The following is a 22423-nucleotide window of genomic DNA, read 5'->3' as shown; positions in this document are numbered from 1 at the left end:
AAGACAGAAAAGATCTATCTTACTCGCCCCAAAACAGCTGACTCGCTTTACACAGCGATTGAAGAATACATAGAGTTTTACAACCACAACAGATTTCAGAAAAAACTAAATAACCGTCCCCCGGTTGAGTACCGGGAAACGGCCGTTGCATAATCTGACTTTTTTTCACTGTCTACTTGACGGGGGTAAGACCAATTACGCAGACTTTTATGGATTGATCGATATTATTTTGTTCTTCTACATGGAAACAATTAATTCGTAAGCAACCTATTAGCGAAAATGACGACATCCGATTTTGCATCCTCAGCCCAAAAAGGAAAGTAATAGGTGGACAGCCCTCATTTTCATGAGAAGAAAGTCTGCCAAAAGGTTGCTACAGTCAACCCAATGAGCAGCGTGACCATCGTCCACCCTGATATTTTTCCGAACAGTTTCGTCCTATATTCCCCCATCAATTCTCTGTCACTTGTCATCAGAACCATAAAGATAAGCAACGGCAGCATCAGGATCCCACCAATGACTTGAGTAATAATGGATATTAAATTAAGCGGCAAATCTGGTATTAAAATCGCTACAGCAGCAATAACTAGGCTGCCAATATAAACTGCATAGAACTTTGGCGCTTCCGTTATTTTATCATTGAGACTTTTAGACCAGCCAAACAATTCTGCAATGCTCCAAGAAGATGATAAAGAGACAGTAATAGAAGCAAGGAAACCTGCATTGAATAACCCAAGTCCAAAGAGAATAGCTGGCCATCGCCCTACAACATCGTTAAGCGCCCCAATCATTTCAGACGGACCTGCATCGCCAATATTCTGTACATGCCCAAAAAGTGCTGCCCCACAAATAATTATCCCTGCTGCAATGATAACCTGGATGATGGAACCTAATGCCGTGTCAACTCTGCTAAAACGCAGTTCCTGTGCGGTTATTCCTTTATCAATCGTGCCGCTGCCCTGAAAAAATATCATCCATGGAGCGACCGCATTACCAATCGTGGCGATTACGAACCATATCATACCGTCTTTCATATCGACAGGAATATTCCAAGACGCAAAGGCATGACCTATATCAGCAATACTTGGATGAGTCATCGCTGCTACCACTAAAAAAATGATGTTTAATGCACCTACAAATAATGCAATCCTTTCTTTCGTCCAATATCCGGTAAAGAGGACAAATGCAACGACAAGCAATAAACATAAGATGGAACTTAGCCACAGAGGGAGACCTAATAGCACAAGTCCTGCTGTCATCCCGATGAATTCGGTTATCAATGTCAACAAATTCTCGAAAGCAAGCGTCGAGATATGATAATATCCCCAGAATCGACCGTAACGCCGCAAAGCCAGCCTTGAAAATCCTTCTTGCGTTACAGCACCAAGCCGCATGCTCATTTCTTGGATCGTAAATGCGAGTGGTGCAAGGCATATGACTAATGGAACAAAAAGGCCAATCCCGAACTGTGCCCCCGTGACGGCATAAGAAATGACCCCGCCAGCATCATTATTCGCAATGGCTGCAAGCAAACCAGGGCCTAAAAGTGCCCAAAATACCCATATGAATCTTCGTTTTCCCAACTTACGATTTGAAATCATTTCCTTAAATTTTGAACTTCCCTCTGACTGTACTTGATTCATTCCCATCTCACATCCTAAGCAATATTTTTAGCTATTTTGCAATGTATTCCTTCCTGTTGAGAAATGTTCAACAAAACTCAAACTTATTGAGTAAATCGTTGTGATATGTTGAAAATATTCCATAAAAATAAACCATAAGGTGAGGTTAATTATCAAAATTAACCTTACCTTATGGTTTTGTTGGAGCATTTGTATGAAAAATTACTAGGCAGGATGATTATTTTGAGATAGACGCTGCAAAACAAGTTGTACAGCAATAGCATCATCTAAATAACCTAAAGGAAATAAATAATCCGGAATGATGTCAACCGATGATATAAAATAAAGGAGTCCGCTGCCAAGAACAGCACGCTCGTGTTCGGAAGTATCTTCATGGCAATATTTCTCGAACATCTGTTTCAATTGTTCTATAAAAGGTCCTGTACCGTTGACTTGTTCTACTTTCGTACGAAAATCATCATGGATCATCTGATTTCCTTCAGCGGTTTGTGCATACTGCTCATACTTCTCTAATTCCTGTTGAACACGTTCAGTCGTATATTTTTGATCTAATAAATAGGATGAGGCTAAGACTTCCTGAATCGTATTTACGGAGTGATGAATATCTGAGAGTGGTTCTCTGCTTGGTTCATTGCCATCAATAAAAGTAGCTTCAACTAATTTCTCTAATGGAATGTGTAAATGCTCTGCAAATTGCTTTAAGTGGCTCAATTTAGCGGGTTGTTTGCCGTTCACAATACGAGAAATCGTTGCCGTATCGATTCCTGTTCGTGCACTTAGCTTTCGCATCGAGAGTGAATGTTTCTTTAACATTGATTTGAGTAATATTCCAAGATTGGAATCCATATAAATCGAGCGCCCCTTTCCTTTGCGAAATGAAGATCGATTCATGATCAATATATGTGTGGTTTTTGTGTCTGGTTAAATAATTAACATACGATTGCGAATCATGTTACAAATTTCTCAACATTATCCTCAACGACATGCACGGACCTTTGGGTATTTGAGAAGGGAATCTATATTGAACCAGAAACGGGCGCTAGAATTCACTGGCTGCCTATATATGATTATATTCTTGATTTCCAACAACAGCACTAAGATTGTAACAACAACCGACCATATAATGGGTCGGTTGTTGTCTTTACCCCCGTTCCCTCCTCCTACTTTAAATGGAGCTTCCGGGCCTGTTCTTCCGTCAAAATATATTCCTCGCTCGGCCATATCTCATCCTCATTATCCAAGCCGAACATTTTCATCACTTCAGGCCAGATCCCTTTTTCCACTGCTTCCGCTTGGGTTATGATCATTTTCATGATAATTAGCCTCCTTATCCACTATATCTTTTAGCATTCCCTTAAAAGTGTCTTCTGATTTCCATTTCACCTTTTTTTATGTGCGACATAGGCTGTTAGGAATGAAAGATAAAGGAGGGCTATTATGAGATATCGTTGCCCCATTTGTGGTAATTGGCGCTCGGATTGTACCATCATTGACGAATGGAGTACCGTCATCGCCCCGCCTGCACCCGAGTTAAAAGCAATCTGTATTGACCCACGTACGAGTGCGCTCCTCATCTTAGATATGGAGAATTCAATATGCAATAATTATCGCTGTATAGCTTCGATCCCTAAGATTAACAATCTATTGGCGCAAGCACGTGAACATAACATGTTTGTTGTCTATAGTCTTACACATACAGGAACTGTCTCAGATATTGCCCCGCAGCTAAGCCCCTCGCCATATGACCCTGTTGTTAAATCGAATGTTGATAAGTTCTACGGCACCGATTTAGAAAAAGTTTTACAAGAGCATGGTATACAAACCGTAATCATTACTGGTTATGCTGCAAATGGCGCAGTCCTCCACACCGCCACGAGCGCTGCATTCCGTGGATTTGATGTTGTTGTTCCTGTAGACGGCATGTCAGCTGTTAATCCATATGCCGAACAATATACGGCATGGCATATGCTCAATAGTCCTGGTACACGTAACCGAGCAACCCTAACGAAGATGGATTTGATAACTTTTTGCCAGTAAAAGGGCATTCGCGATAATCAGCGAATGCCCTTTGGTTATGAGAATGGATATTCCTTATTTAAATGTTCTTACTCGGCTCGATTTCCCTTGATCGAGAGCTTGCCGTATTTCGTATCCGCTACAGCCGTCAAGTGATTTCCTTCAATCAATCCTTTTGCCGTATAAGGAATCTTGGTAATTAACTTCTTGATTTCCCCTGAGAATTCGAACGCATCTCCCTCAATATGTCCACCCGAAAAAGCGTTACTGCCTCTTAGGATGTTCAATGAGCCGCTAAGCGCGTCACCATCCTGCATAAAAGTAATTGTTCCTTTTTCCAACCCCATGGGGGTTTGCATCGTTATGTTATATGTTCCATTCATCGCGTCCTTCCTCCTTTATCGGTATGAGGTATTCAAAGCTTTCAACAAGGTGCGAACGTCATACATGTGAGGTGTTACCGGACAGACCTTCTTATTCAATCCCATCAAGGTATAGACGGCAATTCTCGCTGCACGAATCGAATATTCTTCCGTAAATACCATATCTTCAGGAATTTCAACGAACTGACTAATCAGACCCAAGTTCGTCGATCCATCTGGTACCACTTTTGGACGATCGCTCATGGCACGAGGCTGGAATTGCGATACAATGTAAGGCATCATGCATGGAATGACATTCACAACGCTATCCATGATCTCTTCCATATCTTCTTCCATATGCAGATGGTGAAGTAGTTCAATGAGCATCTCTTTACCAGTACAATCCCGCATTGGCTTCTTCACATAATTACCTTCTTTGTCTGTGTACAAGCCATATCCCCAGAATATTGTCTTATCTGCTGGTTGGTTTTTGAAGTGAGGCTGCGCCGCAACAACGATGGACATCAGCCAATTCGAATCTTTGAATGTCATAAGCGCACCGCTGCCCGGTTTATTACGGGAATATTTCTCAATCATCTTCAGCAGCTTATCGCCTTTGCAAGTCACGGTGAAGGACTCCCAATTCGTCTCCTCCGGATTACCGAAGAATGGCGTTGGATTCCCAAGTCCCTCTTTCTTCGCTGCGATCTTCGCCCACAGGTTGCCTGACATCGGATTCTCGTACACCATTGTGGCAGGTGTGTTCAAATCACCTAACGTTGCATTATCGGTCATGCAGCCATTGGTCACGATACACAGATCGTCCTTTTCAAGTTGAATCACGCCTGATTTGCCATCTTGCTCATAATGGATCGCTGTGACGGTAATCCCGTCGCCTTCCGCAAAATCAAGATCTGTTACGGTATATTTCAAGCTGAAATCAACACCATACCCATCCAGGTAGGTTTTGATCGGCAGAATAATGGAGTCATATTGGTTATAAGGCGTACGCGTAACCCCTTCAAGTGTCTGAATCCGAGAGAATTCGAACATCATACGATTCATATAGCGTCGGAATTCAAACAAGCTGGACCACTTCTGAAAGGCAAATGTCGTCTGCCACATATACCAGAAGTTCGTTTCGAAGAAATGGGGTGTGTCTGCAAACCAATCGCAGATTCGCAAATTGTCCAACTTCTCCTCCGGTGTGATCATCAATCGCCCAAGTGCTAATCGATCAGCCGTATTAAAGCCCATCGACATCACATCCAGTACCTCACCGTCTTTGTTAATTAATCGAGCATTCGCATGTGTGGGATGCGCGTGGTCAAAAGCTAGAATCTCATCGCATACGGACACACCTTCTTGCTCCATGGAAGGAATGGATGATAGCAGTTCCCATGTATTCTCGTAGGTTTCTTCGTTCAACATCCGACCGCCGCGGCATACGAAACCTTGCATTTTGTCACCGGCGCCGTCATTACTTCCTCCGAGAATGTGCATGCCTTCTAAAATATGAATATTTTCTCCTGGAAAGTCACAATCACGTATAAGATAAGTTGCACCCGCGAGAGATGCTAGACCGCCACCAACAAAGTAAACTTGTCTGTTTCCAAATTCTTTTTTCATCGATGTAACCTCCATATGTTCAATTGTATTTGTCTGTGAGTCCAATATACTGCACCTATGGAACGATTACCTTAGACACCAAAAGGGCTGTGTATAAAATTTATACACAACCCTCTTATTGTCTAATCAGATAGAATAACTAGCGTCGGAAATTAGCAACTCTTCACATATTTTTTAATGGCTTTCTCCATATCGCCTTCAATCAGGACACTTAATCGATCGATAATCATCTCTGGATCTTCCGTCATATCGTGTCTGATCCACTCCAACATAATACCGATAAACGCATAGGTATAGAAATTCGCGATAAAATTCTTATCCTCCAACCTCACCTGCTTATTGGTGTTAACTTCCTCAATGACGCCCATGAGCAGCTCGAATACCGCTTGGTGGAGAAACAGGTCCAGATGTTCCCGCCCCATGGAACGATAGGTGCTCATACAGAATTTCTTGTTATCCAGTACATAATGAAATATCTTAAGAAAACCTTGCTCCCACGTGTCGTATGTACGATAATTCGCGATACTATCCAGCGCTTCCGTCTTATAGATCCAACCTAACAGATCGTATATATCTTGAAAATGGTAATAAAACGTCTGTCGATTCACGCCACAGTCTGCAACGAGATCTTTGACTGTAATTTTATCGAGTGACGATCGTTCCATCATGGCTTTTAAAGTGGAGGATAAAGCTTTTTTGGTCATCCCGGACATGTCGCACAGCTCCTTCCAAGCTAGAGAGAGTGATTGTAATAGACAATAAACGCTCATTCATTGATTATAACTGCGCCGTGTCACGTGGTACAAGGACCTTATCTCTATAGCGTTAAACGGATCGCCCCTCAGTAAGCGTCGTCTTATGTTCGCTTCAAAAAAAAGAACTGTCCCTAAGGTCAATAATGACCTCAGAGACCGCTTCTTAGACGAGCCCGTATTACTTTTTCAAAGAAATTTCAAATTTGGAGCCAACTTCACCTGCAAATACGATGCTACCGTTCTCAGGTAATACGACCTCGTTCTTACCGCTGACTACGGAGTGGTTGATGCAAATACCTGCCTGATCATAAACAGCAAAGGAACCTTTTGAAGGCATTTGAACCGTCATGATCTTTCCTTTGGCACTTGCTGGAACGGAATACCATTTGGCATAGCCATCAGCGTCGATTGTAGTCGAAGAACCTTTACCGGAATAGAGAGGTTTGACAAGCTCCTCACTTGCGTATACATTACCTGCGGCTGTAAAATATTCGATCCCGTTCTTCGTAAAGAAATTGATTTCCATCGTGTCACGGCCATCCATACCAGGGATTTGCAGCCCATTGACTGCTTTGTCTGCTGCAATAATCTTATTATTTGAGACATACCCAGGAACCTCCTTCAAGCTATGAAAAGGAATGATTGGTGAAGCATTGAGATAGACCGTTGATGTATATTTCTCGCTCATGAGGTAATATTTTTTACCTTCGCGCTTTTCCCATGAGGCGTTAATATCCTGGGATAATTCACTTGCTTCAAGCTTCTCTGCATTATATTCTGAGAAAGCCAACTGTCCGAGTCCAGGCACCGATATATAGGATCGGGACCACAAGTAGGTACGTCCATTCTTCTCCACAACGAATTTCAACTTTTCGGTACCTTCATCGTTTACAAAAGTACCATCTGCCGTATATGTGTAAAGTTGAGCAGGACTATTGGGGGCTGTGAGCGTGGATAAAGACATTTGTTCAGCAGTATTCATTTCTACCTTCATTACCACGTTATTACCACCATAAATTCCAGCATATTTAGATATTTCCTTCGGTATCTCTGTCTTTACAGGCACGCCAAACGATTTTTCCGGTTTCCGTTCTTTAATAATATCCTTTTCCTCAAGAGCGCTGAGCAACAGTTCACTCGCAATGAATTGATCAGTTGCGCTTGAACCCCCTGATGAGGTAACGGCTGCAGCCATGTTGTATTCCGGGAGCACAACTAATGATGAATGATACGATGTGGTATCTCCACCTTTCGTAACTGCCTTGATGCCGTATTCGTTGAATGGGAACAAGTTCACACTATCCCACCCTAATCCGTAAGAGATAGACGTATCGCTATCTGCTGACCACATGCCTCTTTTATATTCTTCTTGTGCCATCGCTTTTACCGATTTACTAGAAAGAATACCATCGACTTGTCCTGTAAAGATTTGCGATAATTTGGCGAGATCTTCCGCTGTGGAGTAAATGCCTCCAGTAGCAATGATGTTATAGTTTTCTTTTGGAAGTTGTCCATCATACAGAGGCGAATAGATCCCGGCCATTTTCGCTGGATCCAGCAGATCCTGTGGTGTTTTGGTATGGGTCATGTCCAGCGGCTCAGTAATATATTTGTGTATAAATGCGGTAAAACCCATGCCGCTCACGCGCTCGACCAGTATCTCAGCTAATGTAAAACCATCATTACAATAGACCGAGAACGCACCAGGATCTGCCTTTAGACTTTGCGTCGCTAATTGCTCTAAAAAAGTGTCATGTGAAAAAGTATCATGGTCCCCGTACAATGTTGCATTTCTCCCCGAGGTACCGAGAAGACCGGAGGAATGATTCAGCAGCATACGGGGTGTAATCTGTTTGTATCGGTCGTCTTTCATCTTAAAATCAGGTATATATTTCACAACGGGCAAATCCAAATCTACCTTACCATCGTCTACAAGCTTCATAACAGCTGTTGTTAGCATCATTTTGCTGGTTGAGCCTATCCCATAGATCGTTGTTGAAGTAAGAGGGACGCTATCCTTTAGATCGTTTTTTCCAGCCTGTCCAGAAATCACAATCTCACCATCATCAATGAGCGCATATTGCAGGCTCGTCGTGCCGTACGTCCCGGTGAGTAATTTGGCTTTCTTAGCAACATTTTTCTTCGTTACATCGAAAGTGAGATCACTGCTACTCGTAGCTGTTGCCGCCATCGCAGACATTGGAGCTAACATGGTTAATACCAGGGTTAACGCGGCGATTGAAGTTCTTTTTTTAGCCAATTTCTTGCCCACTCTCATTTTCAAATCTTCTTGTGCTACCATTCGCATCTTCTCCTGTCCATATCTGTTTATCGGGCTAGATTAATCTAGCCAATACAGATAGCTTATACGACGAAGATGTACTCCCAATGACGACAATATGAATGGAGTATGAACAGGCTAAAAAATGCTGGACATGATCGGTTAAAGGTCTTCCGGCTTTATAAATTTTACCTCTGGATACATGTCGTTCGGACCCTGAATCAGATTTACACCCGTTCCTTTCAGTTGCTTATTAAAGAAATCGAGTACATATTGATTTACGATGCTTGATCCTCTTTTACCATTTATATCTCCTGTAATCCCAGTCAGTTTAATCAACTCCGAATAGAATTGAAGGTCCGTGAAATTGAAGTGTTGGGTTCCTTCTACATAAATCGCATTTCCCCCATGTTCGATAACATTTTTAATAATGTGCAGCTCATCTGAGAGTTGTTTAGTTATTTCGTTATCCGGATTTTTATCCTTTTTAAAATCTACTAACCAGTCTTTAAAACTTCCCGATCTTATGAACATAAACGGCTTGTTTATAACATCTCTATTTTCAACTTCATATAGTGACCCGTCCATATTGATCCCGGCCTTGATTCTATGATCTAAATAAGTTGTATTAAACGCCGTTGCACCCCCAAAAGAATGCCCCATCACACCGATGTTATTTAAATCTATTTTCCCTTTAAATTGACTTTCGATTACACCTGAATTTAGTTTTTCAATTTGATTGATTACAAACTCTACGTCTTGTGTCCATATATTACCAATTTTTCTGCGATCATCTATTGTTGTCATCTTTGTTTTATAGTCCGTTACACGGCCATCCGGAAAAATGGTAGCAAAGGTGCTATACGTATGATCGATTGTTACCACGATAAACCCATGACTGGCCAGATTCTCGGCCTGTGATGCATGTAGAACTTTGCTGGATCCCATGCCATGAGATAGCAGTACCAAGGGATAAGGACTGGTAGAAGGTAATATTTCTACATTTTCATAAGAGTTGGTTCTACTATACTTCCAGTAATCGAACACAAAATCGGGAAGACTTAAAGAATTAGAGTATGTCTGAATGTATTTTTTGAACATTTCTTTATCTTTTGGAAAAAGCGCTTCACGCTTGTTGTTATTCTTATTTTCAGTAGGATACCAAATTTGAACCATTAGCTCCCGCTTATCGCTTTGATCTTCCGTTAAAACTTCATCTCTGTTCTGATCCTTAAAATGAAACGTTTGAGTCCCCACTTTCTCTGGACCATCAGGCTTTGGCAAATGAAAGACAGGCAAGTATATAGATAAGCTGGTAGATACAATCAAGAGAATGATGATGATGGAAGACAAACTATATTTCAACAGCTTCCCTATTTTTAGATTTACCATCTTTCTTGAATGACTGAATAAAACGATGAGTATGAATAGAGCCGTCAGGATATAGACCACAAGCAACTGCCATCTGTATCCCTCAACAAACAATTGAACTGCGAATATAACGCTACTTCCTATACTCAAAATTACTCCTGTTTTCTGTGCGCTTCTTTTAATAAACAATAAATCTAGTAGTAAAGCCAAACAGGATAGCACTAAAAGTATTTCAAACAATCTCATTTGTATCCCTCTCTTTCATCAATAGACTCAGACACTGGCCGAATGGGACAAACTGTGGAAAACCGTCCTTTCGGACGGTCTTCCATTCGTTATATTTATTTTGCTTCTTCCATAAAAGCTCTAACGTCCTCAGCAATTTCTTTGAACTTAGTGTGGTGCAAATAATGGGAGCCTTCCATGATGATGACTTTGCCATGAACCGAGTCCTTGATCTGGCCTTCATGCAGAGGGATCCAGCCGGCTACCCCTTGATTATTCGCTTGTACAAAGAGTAGAAGTGGAAGATCTTTCGGGAAGGTTAAACCTTGAGCCCCTTTAAAATTGGAAGATATATGGTCCATCTCATTCAACATCGTGGAAGTATTCGAGTTTCTATTCGATAGCATTTTCATCTGTTTCACGGTGCTATCATCAAATGCGAGTCCAGTATACGGGTCACCACCAAATTTGACTGCCAATCTTTGGAGACCTGATTGTTTAAGAAATGCAAACAATTTTAATGGGAATTTAACATCCATACCCGGTTGGGTTGGAACGCTGCTATCAATTCCGACAAATGCAGTCACCTCGTTAGGATACTTGTTCACATAATTAATACCGTAAATGCCCGTAATGGAGTGGCCCATGAGCGTGTAGCGGTTAATGTTAAGCTGCTGTAGCGCTTCATGAACTTCACTTACGATATTCTCTGTGGTTCGATCTTTTTCCGTTCCATCACTTAATCCATAACCGAAAGGCTCAACGGCAACAACTTTGTAATAGGGAGAGAGTTGATCGATGAGCAGCTTAAAATCAAGCGCCGGTGCAGCTGTCCCATAACCAGGTAGAAGCACGATCGTTTCCTTGCCATCGCCTTGAATCAACACATTCATATTCTTTCCGTCCACAGACACGTGTTGGCCGTACGGCACGATTTTTGCTTGATCCGATTTTGTTGCGAACACATTCACGAGAAATACAATGGCTAGAAAAAGCACGATGGCTATGGCTATGGCTCCTAAGGTCTTAAGTAAAATGCGCAGCGGCTTACGCATCCTTTTTTTCGTTACCTCTTCTATTGGTTTCATGTTCATTTTCTCCTGTCCCTCATCTCTATATTGGGGTGATTTGAATAAAAAGCTGTTAGAAGAAGCTTATACGATGAAGATGTACTCTCAATGACGCCAATATGAACGGAATATGAACTCAGCTTGCTACATGATTCCCTAACTTGGAGGGTACCCTGTTCAAACAGTGAAAAAACCGTCCATTAGGACGGTTATCTATCACTTATCCATATGATTAAAGTCGTAGAGAGACCTTCGCTAGTACACTTAGTTTATTTCTTTCATAAATGCTCTTAAGTTCTCTACGATATCTTTGGCTTTGGTACGATGAATGTAATGATCTGCTTCAAACCGCATCACTTTTCCATGAACAGAATTTTTTACTTGTGCTTCATGCTCAGGTATCCATCGATCCGTTACGGGATGATTCGCTTGGATAAAGAAAATAATAGGAAGATTTTTTGGGAATGCCATGCTTTCAGCTGCTTTAAAATTAGAATACATATGTTCAACTTCATTGATGATGTTCGCATTAAACGTGTTTTTGTGCATAAGAATTCTCATTTGTTCTTTCGTTCCATCATCATACGGCAGTGCCGCTATTGTGTCCGTTCCTAATTTCATAGCCAATCTAGAGAGACCTGATTTTTTGAGCCATTTAACCATTTCGAGTTGGGAAGATCCAATCTTCTCCGTTAGCGTTGGAACACTGCTATCTAGCCCGACAAATGCAATGACCTCGTTTTCGTATTTGTTTACATAATCGAGTCCGTAAACGCCAGAAATGGAGTGTCCCATGAGAATATAACGTTTAATGTTAAGACCTTGTAAGGCATCGTGAATTTCACTAACAATATTCTCTGTGGTCCGTTCCTTTTCGGTTAAATCACTTAATCCATAGCCAAAAGGCTCAACAACGACAACTTTGTAGAAGGGTGATAGCTGTTCGATTAGCGGCTTAAAATCCAGTGCGGGTGCCGCTGTTGCAAGACCAGGTAGGAGTACGACGGTTTCTTCGCCTGTCCCTTGGATCAGAACATTCATATTCTTCCCGTCTACAGAAACGTGCTGGCCGTAGGGCTCTAATCTTTTTGACTCCGATTGATTACATAGAATATTAACGATATAAACAATGCCTAGAAAGAGCACGATCGCTATCAATATGGCTCCGATGATTTTAAGAATTATGTTTCGCACTTTATTGGTTTTCGTTTTATTCCCCGTTTTCAACTCCGTTTGGTGTATCATTCGCATCTTCTCCTGTTCTTACATCTATTTATTGGGCTAGCCTACAAGACGCCTACCTATGAAAGTGTAACGAATGAAGATGTACTCCTCGTGACAACAATATGAACCGAGTATGAACAAGAAAAAAGGCGTCATCCTATGCACAGCGAAAAACCGCCCTAAAGGACGGTTTTCAGTATCAGACTTATTTTGCTTCTTTCATAAATGCTCTCACGTTTTCAGCGATTGCTTTGAATTGGGTATGGTGTAAATAATGGGATCCATCCATCGTTATTACTTTTCCATGTACCGAATCTTTGATCTGCCCTTCATGAAGCGGAATCCATCCTGCTACACCTTGATTATCCGATTGTACAAAGAGTAGAAGTGGAAGGTCTTTAGGGAATGTTAAGCCTTGAGCCCCTTTGAAATTAGAGGAGATATGATCCATTTCATTCAAGGTCGTGTCATTATTCATATTTTTAAACGAAATCATTTTCATTTGTTCAACGGTTTTTTCATCAAATGCAAGTCCTGTATACGGGTCAGCACCCAGATTCATCATCAGTCTTAAGAGACCTGATTTTTTGAGCAATTCTAATTTTTTTAATGGGAATTTGACATCCATACCAGGTTGGGTTGGAACACTGCTATCGATTCCGACAAATGCAGTCACCTCGTTTGGATATTTGTTCACATAATCAATGCCGTAAATACCTGTAATGGAGTGGCCCATGAATATATATCGGTTAATATTAAGTTGCTGCAGCGCTTCATGAATTTCACTTACGATATTCTCTGTAGTTCGTTCTTTTTCTGTTTCATCACTTAAGCCATAGCCGAAAGGCTCAATCGCGACAACTTTGTAAAATGGCGATAATTGATCAATGAGCAGCTTGAAATCAAGCGCGGGTGTAGCCGTTCCAAAACCAGGCAGGAGTACGATCGTTTCCTCGCCTTCACCTTGGATTAACACATTCATATTTTTCCCGTCTACAGACACGTGCTGACCGTAGGGCTCTATTTTTCCTTGCTCCGAATTCATGGCGAACACATTTACAAAAAATACAATGACTAGAAAGAACACGATGGCAGCGGCGATAGCTCCTAGGGTTTTGAGTAAAATGCGCAGCGGCTTACGCATTCTTTTTTTCGTTACCTCTTCATTTGGTTTCATGTTCATTTTCTCCTGTCCCTCATCTCTTTATTGGGCTGCCTTGAATAAGAAGCCGTTAAAAGAAGTTTATACGACGAAGATGTACTCTCGATGACGCCAATATGAACGGAATATGAACTGGCAAAAAACAAAAGGCTTCACATGCAAGGGAGCTTGCACATGAAGCCGTAGCAATCTAATTAATCTGTTGGCGTTGTGATTGGCAAGGTGACAATGAACGTCGTTCCTTGACCAGGCTCGCTTTCCACTCGAATGTCGCCTTGATGAAGTGATACGATCTGTTTAACGATGGCAAGTCCCATACCGCTGCCGCCATACTTACGGCTATGGGAACGATCGGCCTTGAAAAACCGCTCAAATATACGCTTCTGATCCTCAAGCGAAATACCAATCCCGTTATCGGATACGCGGACGGTCACGTTTTTGGTATCTTGTTTGATGCTGACGTCAATCATGCCGCCATCCATCGAAAATTTGATGCTATTGCCGATGATATTCGTCCAAACCTGGTTTAATAGATCATGATCAGCCGTTTGGTGCACAGCCTTCAAATCGAGCTCGAAACGGATGTTGCGGGCAGACCATTGCGGCTGGAGCGCCACGATGACCCGTCGGATCTGTTCATCAAGACTGCGTGTGACGAGCCGCAATTGCTGTGACTGCGATTCAAGCAAACTCAGCTTCAGCAGGCTGTCGCTCATCTTGGACATCCGCTGCGCTTCCGTGATGATAATGTCCAGATAACGACTTCGTTCGTGATCTGAGAGGCTTACTTGCTTAAGGGCTTGTGCATAACCGGATATCGAGGTGAGCGGTGATTGTACCTCGTGCGATACATTCGATACGAATTCCCTGCGCATCTGCTCAAGTTGCTGTAGATCATGCATCATTTCTTCGAAGCTGCGAGCCAGCGTACCCAACTCACTCGTCTGCTTAATATTCAACTTGACGTTGAAGTCACCCGCTGCGATCCGCTTGGTTGCTTTTGTCAGCTTTTTGATTGGTCTGACCAGGAATATAGAGGCAACCAGAATCAACAAGCTTCCTGCAATCAACGAACAGGTTGCAAAGATCATTGCCCAATTGGCGACAAAAGAAGAAGAAGGAGGGGCGAGTGTTTCCAAAAACATCGCTTTTGTTCCCATTTCCGTTTTCAAGGGCAACCCTAAGAGGACCGAAGCAATCCCATTCGGCGTGACTTGGACAACGCCTCCATCGAGTACTTTCTTTAGTTGCTCCATCGTCACAGGGGCAGGTTTATGTCCGTTAAGTTTACCGTAAGACTGGAACTGACCCGTTGCTTCGTAAATTCGAATATGATAGGAATCGAGCTGCTTCATTTCACTTACGAACGAGTCCGCTTCACGTAACGGAAGGGTCTTGTAAATCCGAACGATGTCTTGGCCAAAGTTACGTAAGTTGATTTGCGCGTTTTCGTTTAATTTATCTTCGAATATCCAAGTTGACACAAAAAAAGCAATGACCGTGCCCGCGATGACCGAGACTAGAAATGTCAGGACAACACGTATATATAAGGATTTGATCATTCGTAAACCTCAAGCCGATATCCAAGCCCACGCACCGTTTCGATCTTGAAATCGGATGTCGTCGCGAACCTTTCGCGAAGGCGTTTAATATGTACGTCTACCGTTCGATCATCGCCTGCGTAATCGATCCCCCAAATCTGATCGATCAACTGCTCACGCGTATAGACTTGCCCGGGTGTTCCAGCGAGCTTATACAGCAATTCGAACTCCTTGAGCGGCAACGTGAGAGACTCCGTCCCTCTCATCACCTTATAGGTCTGTCGATCAAGCGTGACATTGCCGAACTGGATCGTCTGCGTGGAGCCAATCCGGTATCGTTTCAGTAATGCCCTAACACGAACGGTCAACTCCAACGGATCGAATGGTTTCGTCAAATAATCATCCGTCCCAAGATCGAACCCTTTCACTTTCTCCCATGTCTCACCTCTCGCAGTCAGCATAAGTAACGGAAGATCAGGATTGGCTCTCCGCAGTTCCTTGCATAACGTCCACCCATCCATGATCGGCATCATAATATCGAGCACGACAAGATCGACATGCGTTGAGGCGTAGACGGCCAATGCTTCCTTGCCGTCTTCGGCTTCGACCGTTGTAAATCCGTCATTGCGTAGAAATAAACAGACGAGTTCGCGAATGTTCGCATCGTCGTCAGCAACTAGTATAGTAGGCATTTTTCCCCTCTTTTCCCTGTTCCCATCCCATATTGAAGTCATCATTATACTATAAATGGATTTGAATTACCCCTATTCTTCTTATAATCACCTTTACATTGACACTTACCTTTTTGTAAGTACCTGTACTAAAAGTGCATACTTACATATTTGAAGTGTTCACCTTATACTCGAGAAGTAAATCATCCTTAAGGAGGACGAATCATTGAAAACTCTTGTTATCGTAACACACCCCAGCATAGAAACATCCGTCATAAATAAACGATGGGTAGAGGAACTCCAAAAATATCCAGAAAAGTATACTGTACACGAGTTGTATAAGTTTTACCCTGACGGAAACATTGATGTGGAAAAAGAACAGCAATTCATTGAATCACATGATAATCTTGTTTTTCAGTTCCCTATTTTTTGGTTCAATTGTCCGCCTCTCCTTAAAAAGTGGATTGACGATGTTTTTGCTTATGGTTGGGCCTATGGTTCAAATGGAGGCGATAAATTAAAGAATCGCAAAGCTGCATTAGCTGTTTCTGCCGGCATTAAAGAAGAAGATTACCGTGAAGAGGGTCGGTATCGCTATACCCTTGACCATTTATTATCTCCTTTTGAAACGACCTTCCTTTACTGCAATGCGGATTATCGTTCGTTCTTTGCATTCTACGGTGCAGAACATGAAACGTCTGCAAGCGAATTGGAAAAAAGCACTCAAGATTATTTGAATTTTGTTGACAACCTGTAAAAGGCAGCTGAATTAATTAACTTAAAAAGAAGTATTTCCATGTTAAGGAAATACTTCTTTTGATTTAAACAAAATTGTTATGCCTTCCGTTGTACAGCCTCCGGGGCCGACAAACTGTTCTTCTCCCCCCACTCGCACATCATATGTAACAATGGAATGAGAGAGAGGCCACGTTCGGATAATGAATATTCAACTTTTGGAGGTACTTGGGGAAATTCCTTGCGGATGATAAGCCCATCTACCTCCATCTCTTTTAACATGATGCTGAGCGTTTTAAAGGAAATGGTCCCGATACTTCGCTTGAGCTCATTATGCCGCATCACTTTATTTTCAGATAACCAATACATAATAATCATTTTATATTTACCGCCAATTAAGGACAAGGTATACCCAAAGCCGGTATCTTTTAGTAATACGCCAGTCGGCACACAGGTTTCTTGCACAAGTTTCACGCTCCTTCAAGTAAGTATATGATCTAAATGTGCATACGTACCAATAGATCATTATGGAATCTTATTGAAAGGATGTAAAGGTATGTTCCGATAAAGATTTCGGACACTTCTTAATGCACTTTAATACTTGTTGTACCGAATTCTTTAATTTTCACTTTTACACGATATCGTATTGATGCATTGGCGAACTTGTCATCCCAATCCTTTTTTATTTTCTCCCAGGTTCGAGGGTAATAAATTCTCACATATTGATCCAGTCCGATGACATCAGCGCGATATTCTTTTTGTATTCTGTGCAACATTTTGTCTATCCGCTTCCTGACCTGCTTAACAGTTTCCTCCTCTACTCGCCTGATAAAGCGGTTATCGAAGCCATTTCCATTCTCCCATTGCTCCCCAAGCCGACCATCCGATTCGATCTCGACGTCAAAGGATATCCGGTTCCCTTCAATATGTGGACGAATTTTACTCTTCATCGACGTGATCTCGTACAGGATCGGCTGCCCTGTGTGGGAATCGTATGATTTCAGAACGCCGCCCTTCACTTTGGCTGTCATCCAATTGATGGACTCCAGATCCTCCTCATTGAGGAACCCGATCAATTTTCCCGTTTTGCCATAGATAACGGCAGCTCCGGCAAACTTAACTTCGCCTTCGGCAGTAATTACGTTCTGCAGCAAGAAGCTGGATGAAGAATTGATCTCTGGCAGTAACTTCGATAATGACATGGGCTTCAGTATACGAGTGCTCCTATACCGGTTGTTGGTAATGGATAGCAATCTCATCGAAGGAAATTCGCTCTTATCCTTTTGGTCAAGAGCGCTCCGGGCCTCTCCTTTACATATTAAAACAAGACAGCTCGGACGGAACTCCTGCTCTCGGATAAAAAAATCAAAAAGCAGGCGCATATTGAACTTTCTCGCTACTTTATCACTGATGACAATGACTTTATAATGCTGCCCAAAAATAGGCCGAGCCTGCATCAAAGCAATTTCACGCGTATCCTCATACAAGGAATCGCCTGTCACCGAGATATTGCGATAATTCTTTTCTCCTCCTCCTTTATCCGAGGTACTACTCTGTCCTGGCTGGACCATTTGGTAGGTCAGGGTCAGGGCATTTTGCTTGCTGTAATCTCCGCCCTGCTCTTCAAATTCCTGCTCAACCGGTGTCTCCTTACCGATATCTACAGCTGCGCCTATTGTTATGCCTAGATCCTCAATTTCCCTACGACTCCAGCAGCCTGTTAACAGGATCAGTATGGTTAGCATCCCACAAATCCACAGTGTTCTTGATTTAAGCCATTGCGGATTCACGTCTGAACACCTCTTAATTTTGCAATTCCGAGCAGTACAATAGGCAATATCACAAACATGACGAACGCCAATTTCCCAATGCTATCACTGAAATGAAATAGATCGTTAATATTTTTAGGGAGCATCGCTACGATATAAATGACAGGCATCAGAACATACAGAAACGGACGAATGTCCTTCCTCATGCTCCTCGCCATCCCCATGGCAGCTGAATAATGCGTAATCACGAATGTCGTGAAAATCTGCATCATCCATATCACCAGCAACAGTGATTCGTATCGTTCAAATAAAATTCCGGGGAATTCAAAGCTTTTAATCAACGTAATTGTTGGCCAAGTGAGGCTGGTCACGCCCTCAATCGTCAACGCCCCAATGACCATCAGCGCTGTTGTTACGTAGAAGAGCAGCGGTATGCCGATCCCAATCAGCACCGCTTTTTGGGCTGTTTTTGGATTCTGCATAGAGGCAACAATTAGGAGCATGATTTCAAATCCGCTGAATGAAAGCGCCGTCGTCTTTACCCCATTGAGTACGGGGGCAATGCCAAGCCCTAACACCGGTCGTAAATTGTTGATATCGAATATTTTCAAGCTCATCACCGCGATTAATACAAAGATGATCACAGTAATCGGAAAAATAATCTCAAACATGCGGGTAATGGCAGACAATCCCCCAACCACGAGATAGATCCCTACCCACATGAATGCAATAATCATGGCCCAACGTGGGGTCTCTTCCAATAAGAACAGCGTGTTTACTTCCGCCATGGCCCTCAGCATAACACTCGCCATCGATATGAAGTACCCAATGACGATCAGATTGAGAATACATCCAATCCACTTTCCGACAATCTGTTGACTATAGTCGTAGAAGGTCATGCCAGGGAATTTCTGACTCAACTTGACGATAATCAAACCCGCTAGCATAGCGATTAACCCGCCGATAATAATTGATAGCCATATATCTGGCGTTTTTACCTGCTCTGCCGCTGATCTGGGAAGCGTAAGAATTCCTACCCCAAGGATGTAATTCGCGACGATAACGACTGCCTGATGGGTTGTGATGCTCTCCTGTTCGCTCATTCGCACTCTTTGTTCGCTCCCTTTTACTTCCTACGTAACGGATCCTTCGTATTCATCATCTTCGGCCGGTGTTTCATCAATTTGAATGGTGCTCGTATAAGGAAGTCCTTCCAATCTTGGAGTCGATATGGAACAGCAGGGCTGATATAAGGAACCCCGAAGCTTATCAGTTTCGACAGATGACTGCACAGCAGTAAGAAGAACAACACGACTCCATAGAGTCCAAATATGGCAGCAAAAATCATGGCGATGAAGCGAAGAATCCTTAGCGCAATGCCTGCATTATATTGCGGGATCGCAAACGATGATATCGCCGTTACTGCCACCACAATCACCATGAGCGGACTGACGATTCCCGCTTGAACGGCGGCCTCGCCAATGACCAAGCCACCTACGATGCCAATGGTCTGACCGATGGGCTTAGGTAGCCGTAAACCCGCTTCACGCAAGATTTCAAGTGCGATCTCCATGATGAGCACTTCAATGAGTGAGGGAAATGGCACGCCTGCCCGTGTATCTGCAATCGATAGCGCCAGCTTTGTCGGTATAAGCCCCTGATGAAACGAAATGAATGATATGTACAAGGATGGGCCGAAGGTGGACACAAATGCTGCGAAGTAACGCAGCATGCGGACCAATGTCCCCGGTATCCACCGTTCATAATAATCTTCGGGTGATTGCAGCAGCATGTTAAAAGTCGTTGGGACGGTCAAGACGAAGGGTGTTCCATCGAGCAGAATTGCAACTCTTCCTTCCATCAATGCGCTGATGACACGATCAAGCCGCTCTGTGCTCTGAACTTGTGGGAACGGAGACAGGTAGTTATCCTCAATTAATTGCTCAATGTATCCTGTGTCTTGGATATCATCGAGATTCATTCGCTCCACTCTTTCGCGTACCTCTTGGACTAAATTATCATCGGCAATATCCTTGATATATACGATCGCGAGTTCCTTCGTAACGCGTTGACCAACGCGGAGTTGGGTTATGGTCAAGTTTGTTTTTTCGCCATGTTGACGCAATAACGTTGTATTATCGCAAATACTCTCGTTAAAGCCAAGACGAGGCCCTCTAACCAGAATCTCTGATGAAGGCTCTCCTGCGCTCCGTGTGATCTCTTTTCTTGTACCGAGAATAATGACCGATGCGTTGCTGTTGTCAAGTAACAAAGCGGTGTGCCCACGCAGCAATTCGGATGATAAATCCGTGAATCGATCCACTTCTTTGACAACACCTACGGATAGAACATTGTTCTTGAGATATTGCTTCGTGAACGGAGGAGAGGACACATCCCGACCTTGCTCATGACCTACTAGAGTAAGATCGACCATCAGTGATTTCATGATATGCTTATCAATCAAATCTCTATCGGAAATGCCATTCACAAATAAAATAGCTGCTTGTTGATTGGTATTGCCTAGACAAAAAGTCCGTATGTTCAAATCTGCCTGATTCCCAAATTCGGTTCTCATCCGATCCAAATCGATGTCCAGTCTTCCGGAGAAGTCACGCTGTGGATTTGCCTCCTGATCGTCCTGCTCTATGTTGTTTTCTGCTGCGTTTTTGGTCATGGACATCATTCGGGACAGCGCATAAGGAATAGACACGACAATTAGTGCTTGCAGAAAAACCGTCCAATCTGGAAGATAAGATACAAACATATTCCACATTCTTGATCACCTGTTAAATAATATGCAACTTGGATACATTGCCTATACATCGAGATTGTTTTGACGGGTCAAGCTCTATTAAAGCTGTTCGATTGCTAGATGAAAACGTCGAAAATCTTTCGTCAGGTATTTTAGTTCTTTCTCGTTTTTTCTTCTAATTTCGGGATCGGTAAATTCCAATAGATTATCTATATACCGATCCAGCGTCTCCTTCATTTCATGTAACCAGAACGGATTATTATAGGGGTGCAACTCTTTCATGTCTTCAGCAAATGCTTTGGATAGAAAACGAATCTTAGGCGTATCTAACCAATTGCGAACGGTAAAATAGTCCGGTGTGAAGTCTTCTCGGTATGCGCGACCAGGTACTTGAATCCAAAATTTCTCCCACTCAACAATTAGGCCAGCTTCATAGAAGATATATTTTAAAAACCCGCACAACCAAGCCGTGCAGCTTGTATTTCGTTCTTGACAGCCTACCTCGTTTATTAATGAACGGCAACCTGTGCAGCAAGAGCCACCACTAGGAATGCAAACATTACAAATATAATCCGCCCCTACCCCATGGAGAAATTCAAGGCCCACTTCGATTACTTTTTTTTATTACCTTGTAACTCTTTTAATCCAGACATCCTTACACACCTTTCTTCCACAACCTAAACTTAAATATATTTGATTATTTGAATATTACAATATTACACCTTTTTTAGTTTGTTTTACAAAGTACTTCTTCAATGTGTTATTCTGGTTGTATATTCAAAGCTTCAAATGTTAAGGGGATTAGATCTATGAATCGTGACATTCAACAATTCAAAGCAGAATTTTTCAAAGCACTGGCTCATCCCATGCGCATACGTATCCTTGAAGTGCTATGTGAAGGGGATAAAAATGTTAACGAACTTCAAAGTATTTTAGGTAGTGAAGGTTCTGCTGTATCCCAGCAGTTGGCCGTACTTCGTAATAAGAATGTAGTTAGTGGAACAAAAGATGGCACTTCCGTTATTTATTCCCTTCGAGATCCTCTTATCAAAGATCTACTTGGGGTGACCAGACAAATATTTGATAATCATCTGGTGGATGCTATTTCCTTGTTGGAAACCATACGGAATGAATAAAACGGTCCAAAAAACAAGGCGTCATAAGATGCCTTGTTTTTTATTTTTATCATGTTTTTGTGAAAAATCGTGTAGGTATTT

General features: G+C 42.4%; 22 protein-coding genes. 4 read left to right on the top strand and 18 right to left on the bottom strand.

Annotated elements, in window-relative coordinates; translation table 11 throughout:
- Positions 1-153 (top strand): IS3 family transposase (locus C558_RS33270; protein ID WP_018755727.1); only part of this gene is annotated, 153 nt, incomplete at its 5' end.
- 191 nt (positions 154-344) lie between these two features.
- Here the strand turns inward: C558_RS33270 and C558_RS0120030 are convergent.
- The 3 genes from C558_RS0120030 to C558_RS34310 form a co-directional block, all read right to left on the bottom strand.
- Complete coding sequence (locus C558_RS0120030; RefSeq protein ID WP_018758078.1) at positions 345-1643, bottom strand: NRAMP family divalent metal transporter; 1299 nt, start codon at positions 1641-1643, stop codon at positions 345-347.
- 204 nt (positions 1644-1847) lie between these two features.
- A complete protein-coding gene (locus C558_RS0120025) occupies positions 1848-2489 on the bottom strand; it encodes a DUF1232 domain-containing protein (protein ID WP_018758077.1) in 642 nt (213 codons plus the stop codon).
- A gap of 314 nt (positions 2490-2803) precedes the next feature.
- Positions 2804-2956: a hypothetical protein gene (locus tag C558_RS34310; protein WP_018758076.1), complete on the bottom strand. Its 153-nt coding sequence runs from the start codon at positions 2954-2956 to the stop codon at positions 2804-2806.
- A 124-nt stretch (positions 2957-3080) separates the two neighbouring features.
- On the opposite strand from C558_RS34310, the gene C558_RS0120015 reads away from it, so the two are divergent.
- Positions 3081-3680: a cysteine hydrolase family protein gene (locus C558_RS0120015; protein ID WP_018758075.1), complete on the top strand. Its 600-nt coding sequence runs from the start codon at positions 3081-3083 to the stop codon at positions 3678-3680.
- Between the two features lie 68 nt (positions 3681-3748).
- Here the strand turns inward: C558_RS0120015 and C558_RS0120010 are convergent, their stop codons facing one another.
- The 10 genes from C558_RS0120010 to C558_RS0119965 all read right to left on the bottom strand — a co-directional run bounded on the left by C558_RS0120010 (position 3749) and on the right by C558_RS0119965 (position 15971).
- A complete protein-coding gene (locus C558_RS0120010) occupies positions 3749-4042 on the bottom strand; it encodes a hypothetical protein (protein ID WP_018758074.1) in 294 nt (97 codons plus the stop codon).
- 15 nt (positions 4043-4057) lie between these two features.
- A complete protein-coding gene (locus C558_RS0120005) occupies positions 4058-5698 on the bottom strand; it encodes an oleate hydratase (protein ID WP_281167133.1) in 1641 nt (546 codons plus the stop codon).
- Positions 5699-5802: 104 nt separating this feature from the next.
- Positions 5803-6363: a TetR/AcrR family transcriptional regulator gene (locus C558_RS0120000; protein WP_018758072.1), complete on the bottom strand. Its 561-nt coding sequence runs from the start codon at positions 6361-6363 to the stop codon at positions 5803-5805.
- 220 nt (positions 6364-6583) lie between these two features.
- Positions 6584-8707: a serine hydrolase domain-containing protein gene (locus C558_RS0119995; RefSeq protein WP_018758071.1), complete on the bottom strand. Its 2124-nt coding sequence runs from the start codon at positions 8705-8707 to the stop codon at positions 6584-6586.
- A gap of 141 nt (positions 8708-8848) precedes the next feature.
- Entirely contained in the window at positions 8849-10303 is a 1455-nt protein-coding gene (locus C558_RS0119990; RefSeq protein WP_018758070.1) for an alpha/beta hydrolase family protein, read from the bottom strand.
- A gap of 95 nt (positions 10304-10398) precedes the next feature.
- Positions 10399-11370, bottom strand: a complete 972-nt coding sequence (locus tag C558_RS0119985; protein WP_018758069.1) for an alpha/beta hydrolase — start codon at positions 11368-11370, stop codon at positions 10399-10401.
- A 246-nt stretch (positions 11371-11616) separates the two neighbouring features.
- Positions 11617-12597 (bottom strand): alpha/beta fold hydrolase, encoded by a 981-nt coding sequence (locus tag C558_RS0119980; protein ID WP_018758068.1) that lies wholly within the window; start codon positions 12595-12597, stop codon positions 11617-11619.
- Positions 12598-12781: 184 nt separating this feature from the next.
- Positions 12782-13753, bottom strand: a complete 972-nt coding sequence (locus tag C558_RS0119975) for an alpha/beta fold hydrolase (RefSeq protein ID WP_018758067.1) — start codon at positions 13751-13753, stop codon at positions 12782-12784.
- A gap of 179 nt (positions 13754-13932) precedes the next feature.
- Positions 13933-15300, bottom strand: a complete 1368-nt coding sequence (locus tag C558_RS0119970) for a sensor histidine kinase (protein ID WP_018758066.1) — start codon at positions 15298-15300, stop codon at positions 13933-13935.
- On the bottom strand, positions 15297-15971 hold the full coding sequence (locus C558_RS0119965; RefSeq protein ID WP_018758065.1) for a response regulator transcription factor: 675 nt from the start codon (positions 15969-15971) through the stop codon (positions 15297-15299). Before C558_RS0119965 ends, C558_RS0119970 begins: the two co-directional genes overlap by 4 nt.
- A 205-nt stretch (positions 15972-16176) precedes the next feature.
- Here C558_RS0119965 and C558_RS0119960 point away from each other — a divergent pair, with 205 nt between their 5' ends.
- Positions 16177-16707: an NAD(P)H-dependent oxidoreductase gene (locus C558_RS0119960; RefSeq protein WP_018758064.1), complete on the top strand. Its 531-nt coding sequence runs from the start codon at positions 16177-16179 to the stop codon at positions 16705-16707.
- A 77-nt stretch (positions 16708-16784) separates the two neighbouring features.
- Here the strand turns inward: C558_RS0119960 and C558_RS0119955 are convergent, their stop codons facing one another.
- The 5 genes from C558_RS0119955 to C558_RS32700 form a co-directional block, all read right to left on the bottom strand.
- Positions 16785-17150 (bottom strand): winged helix-turn-helix transcriptional regulator, encoded by a 366-nt coding sequence (locus C558_RS0119955; RefSeq protein WP_018758063.1) that lies wholly within the window; start codon positions 17148-17150, stop codon positions 16785-16787.
- A gap of 119 nt (positions 17151-17269) precedes the next feature.
- Positions 17270-18475: a Ger(x)C family spore germination protein gene (locus C558_RS0119950; RefSeq protein ID WP_018758062.1), complete on the bottom strand. Its 1206-nt coding sequence runs from the start codon at positions 18473-18475 to the stop codon at positions 17270-17272.
- Positions 18472-19557 carry a GerAB/ArcD/ProY family transporter gene (locus C558_RS0119945; RefSeq protein ID WP_040675487.1) on the bottom strand — a complete coding sequence of 362 codons (1086 nt, stop codon included), beginning with the start codon at positions 19555-19557 and terminating at the stop codon, positions 18472-18474. The genes C558_RS0119950 and C558_RS0119945 overlap by 4 nt, the downstream gene beginning before the upstream one ends.
- A 23-nt stretch (positions 19558-19580) precedes the next feature.
- Complete coding sequence (locus tag C558_RS0119940; RefSeq protein WP_018758060.1) at positions 19581-21227, bottom strand: spore germination protein; 1647 nt, start codon at positions 21225-21227, stop codon at positions 19581-19583.
- 78 nt (positions 21228-21305) lie between these two features.
- Positions 21306-21668, bottom strand: coding sequence for a hypothetical protein (locus C558_RS32700; protein ID WP_018758059.1), 363 nt, complete (start codon positions 21666-21668; stop codon positions 21306-21308).
- A gap of 347 nt (positions 21669-22015) precedes the next feature.
- On the opposite strand from C558_RS32700, the gene C558_RS0119930 reads away from it, so the two are divergent.
- A complete protein-coding gene (locus C558_RS0119930) occupies positions 22016-22342 on the top strand; it encodes an ArsR/SmtB family transcription factor (protein WP_018758058.1) in 327 nt (108 codons plus the stop codon).
- Positions 22343-22423: the final 81 nt, after the last annotated feature.

Source organism: Paenibacillus terrigena DSM 21567 (assembly GCF_000374845.1).
In the GTDB taxonomy this organism is placed as follows: Bacteria; Bacillota; Bacilli; order Paenibacillales; family Paenibacillaceae; genus Paenibacillus_K; species Paenibacillus_K terrigena.
The sequence above is the reverse complement of the archived record's forward strand: the minus strand, read 5'-3'. Positions and strand labels throughout refer to the sequence as shown.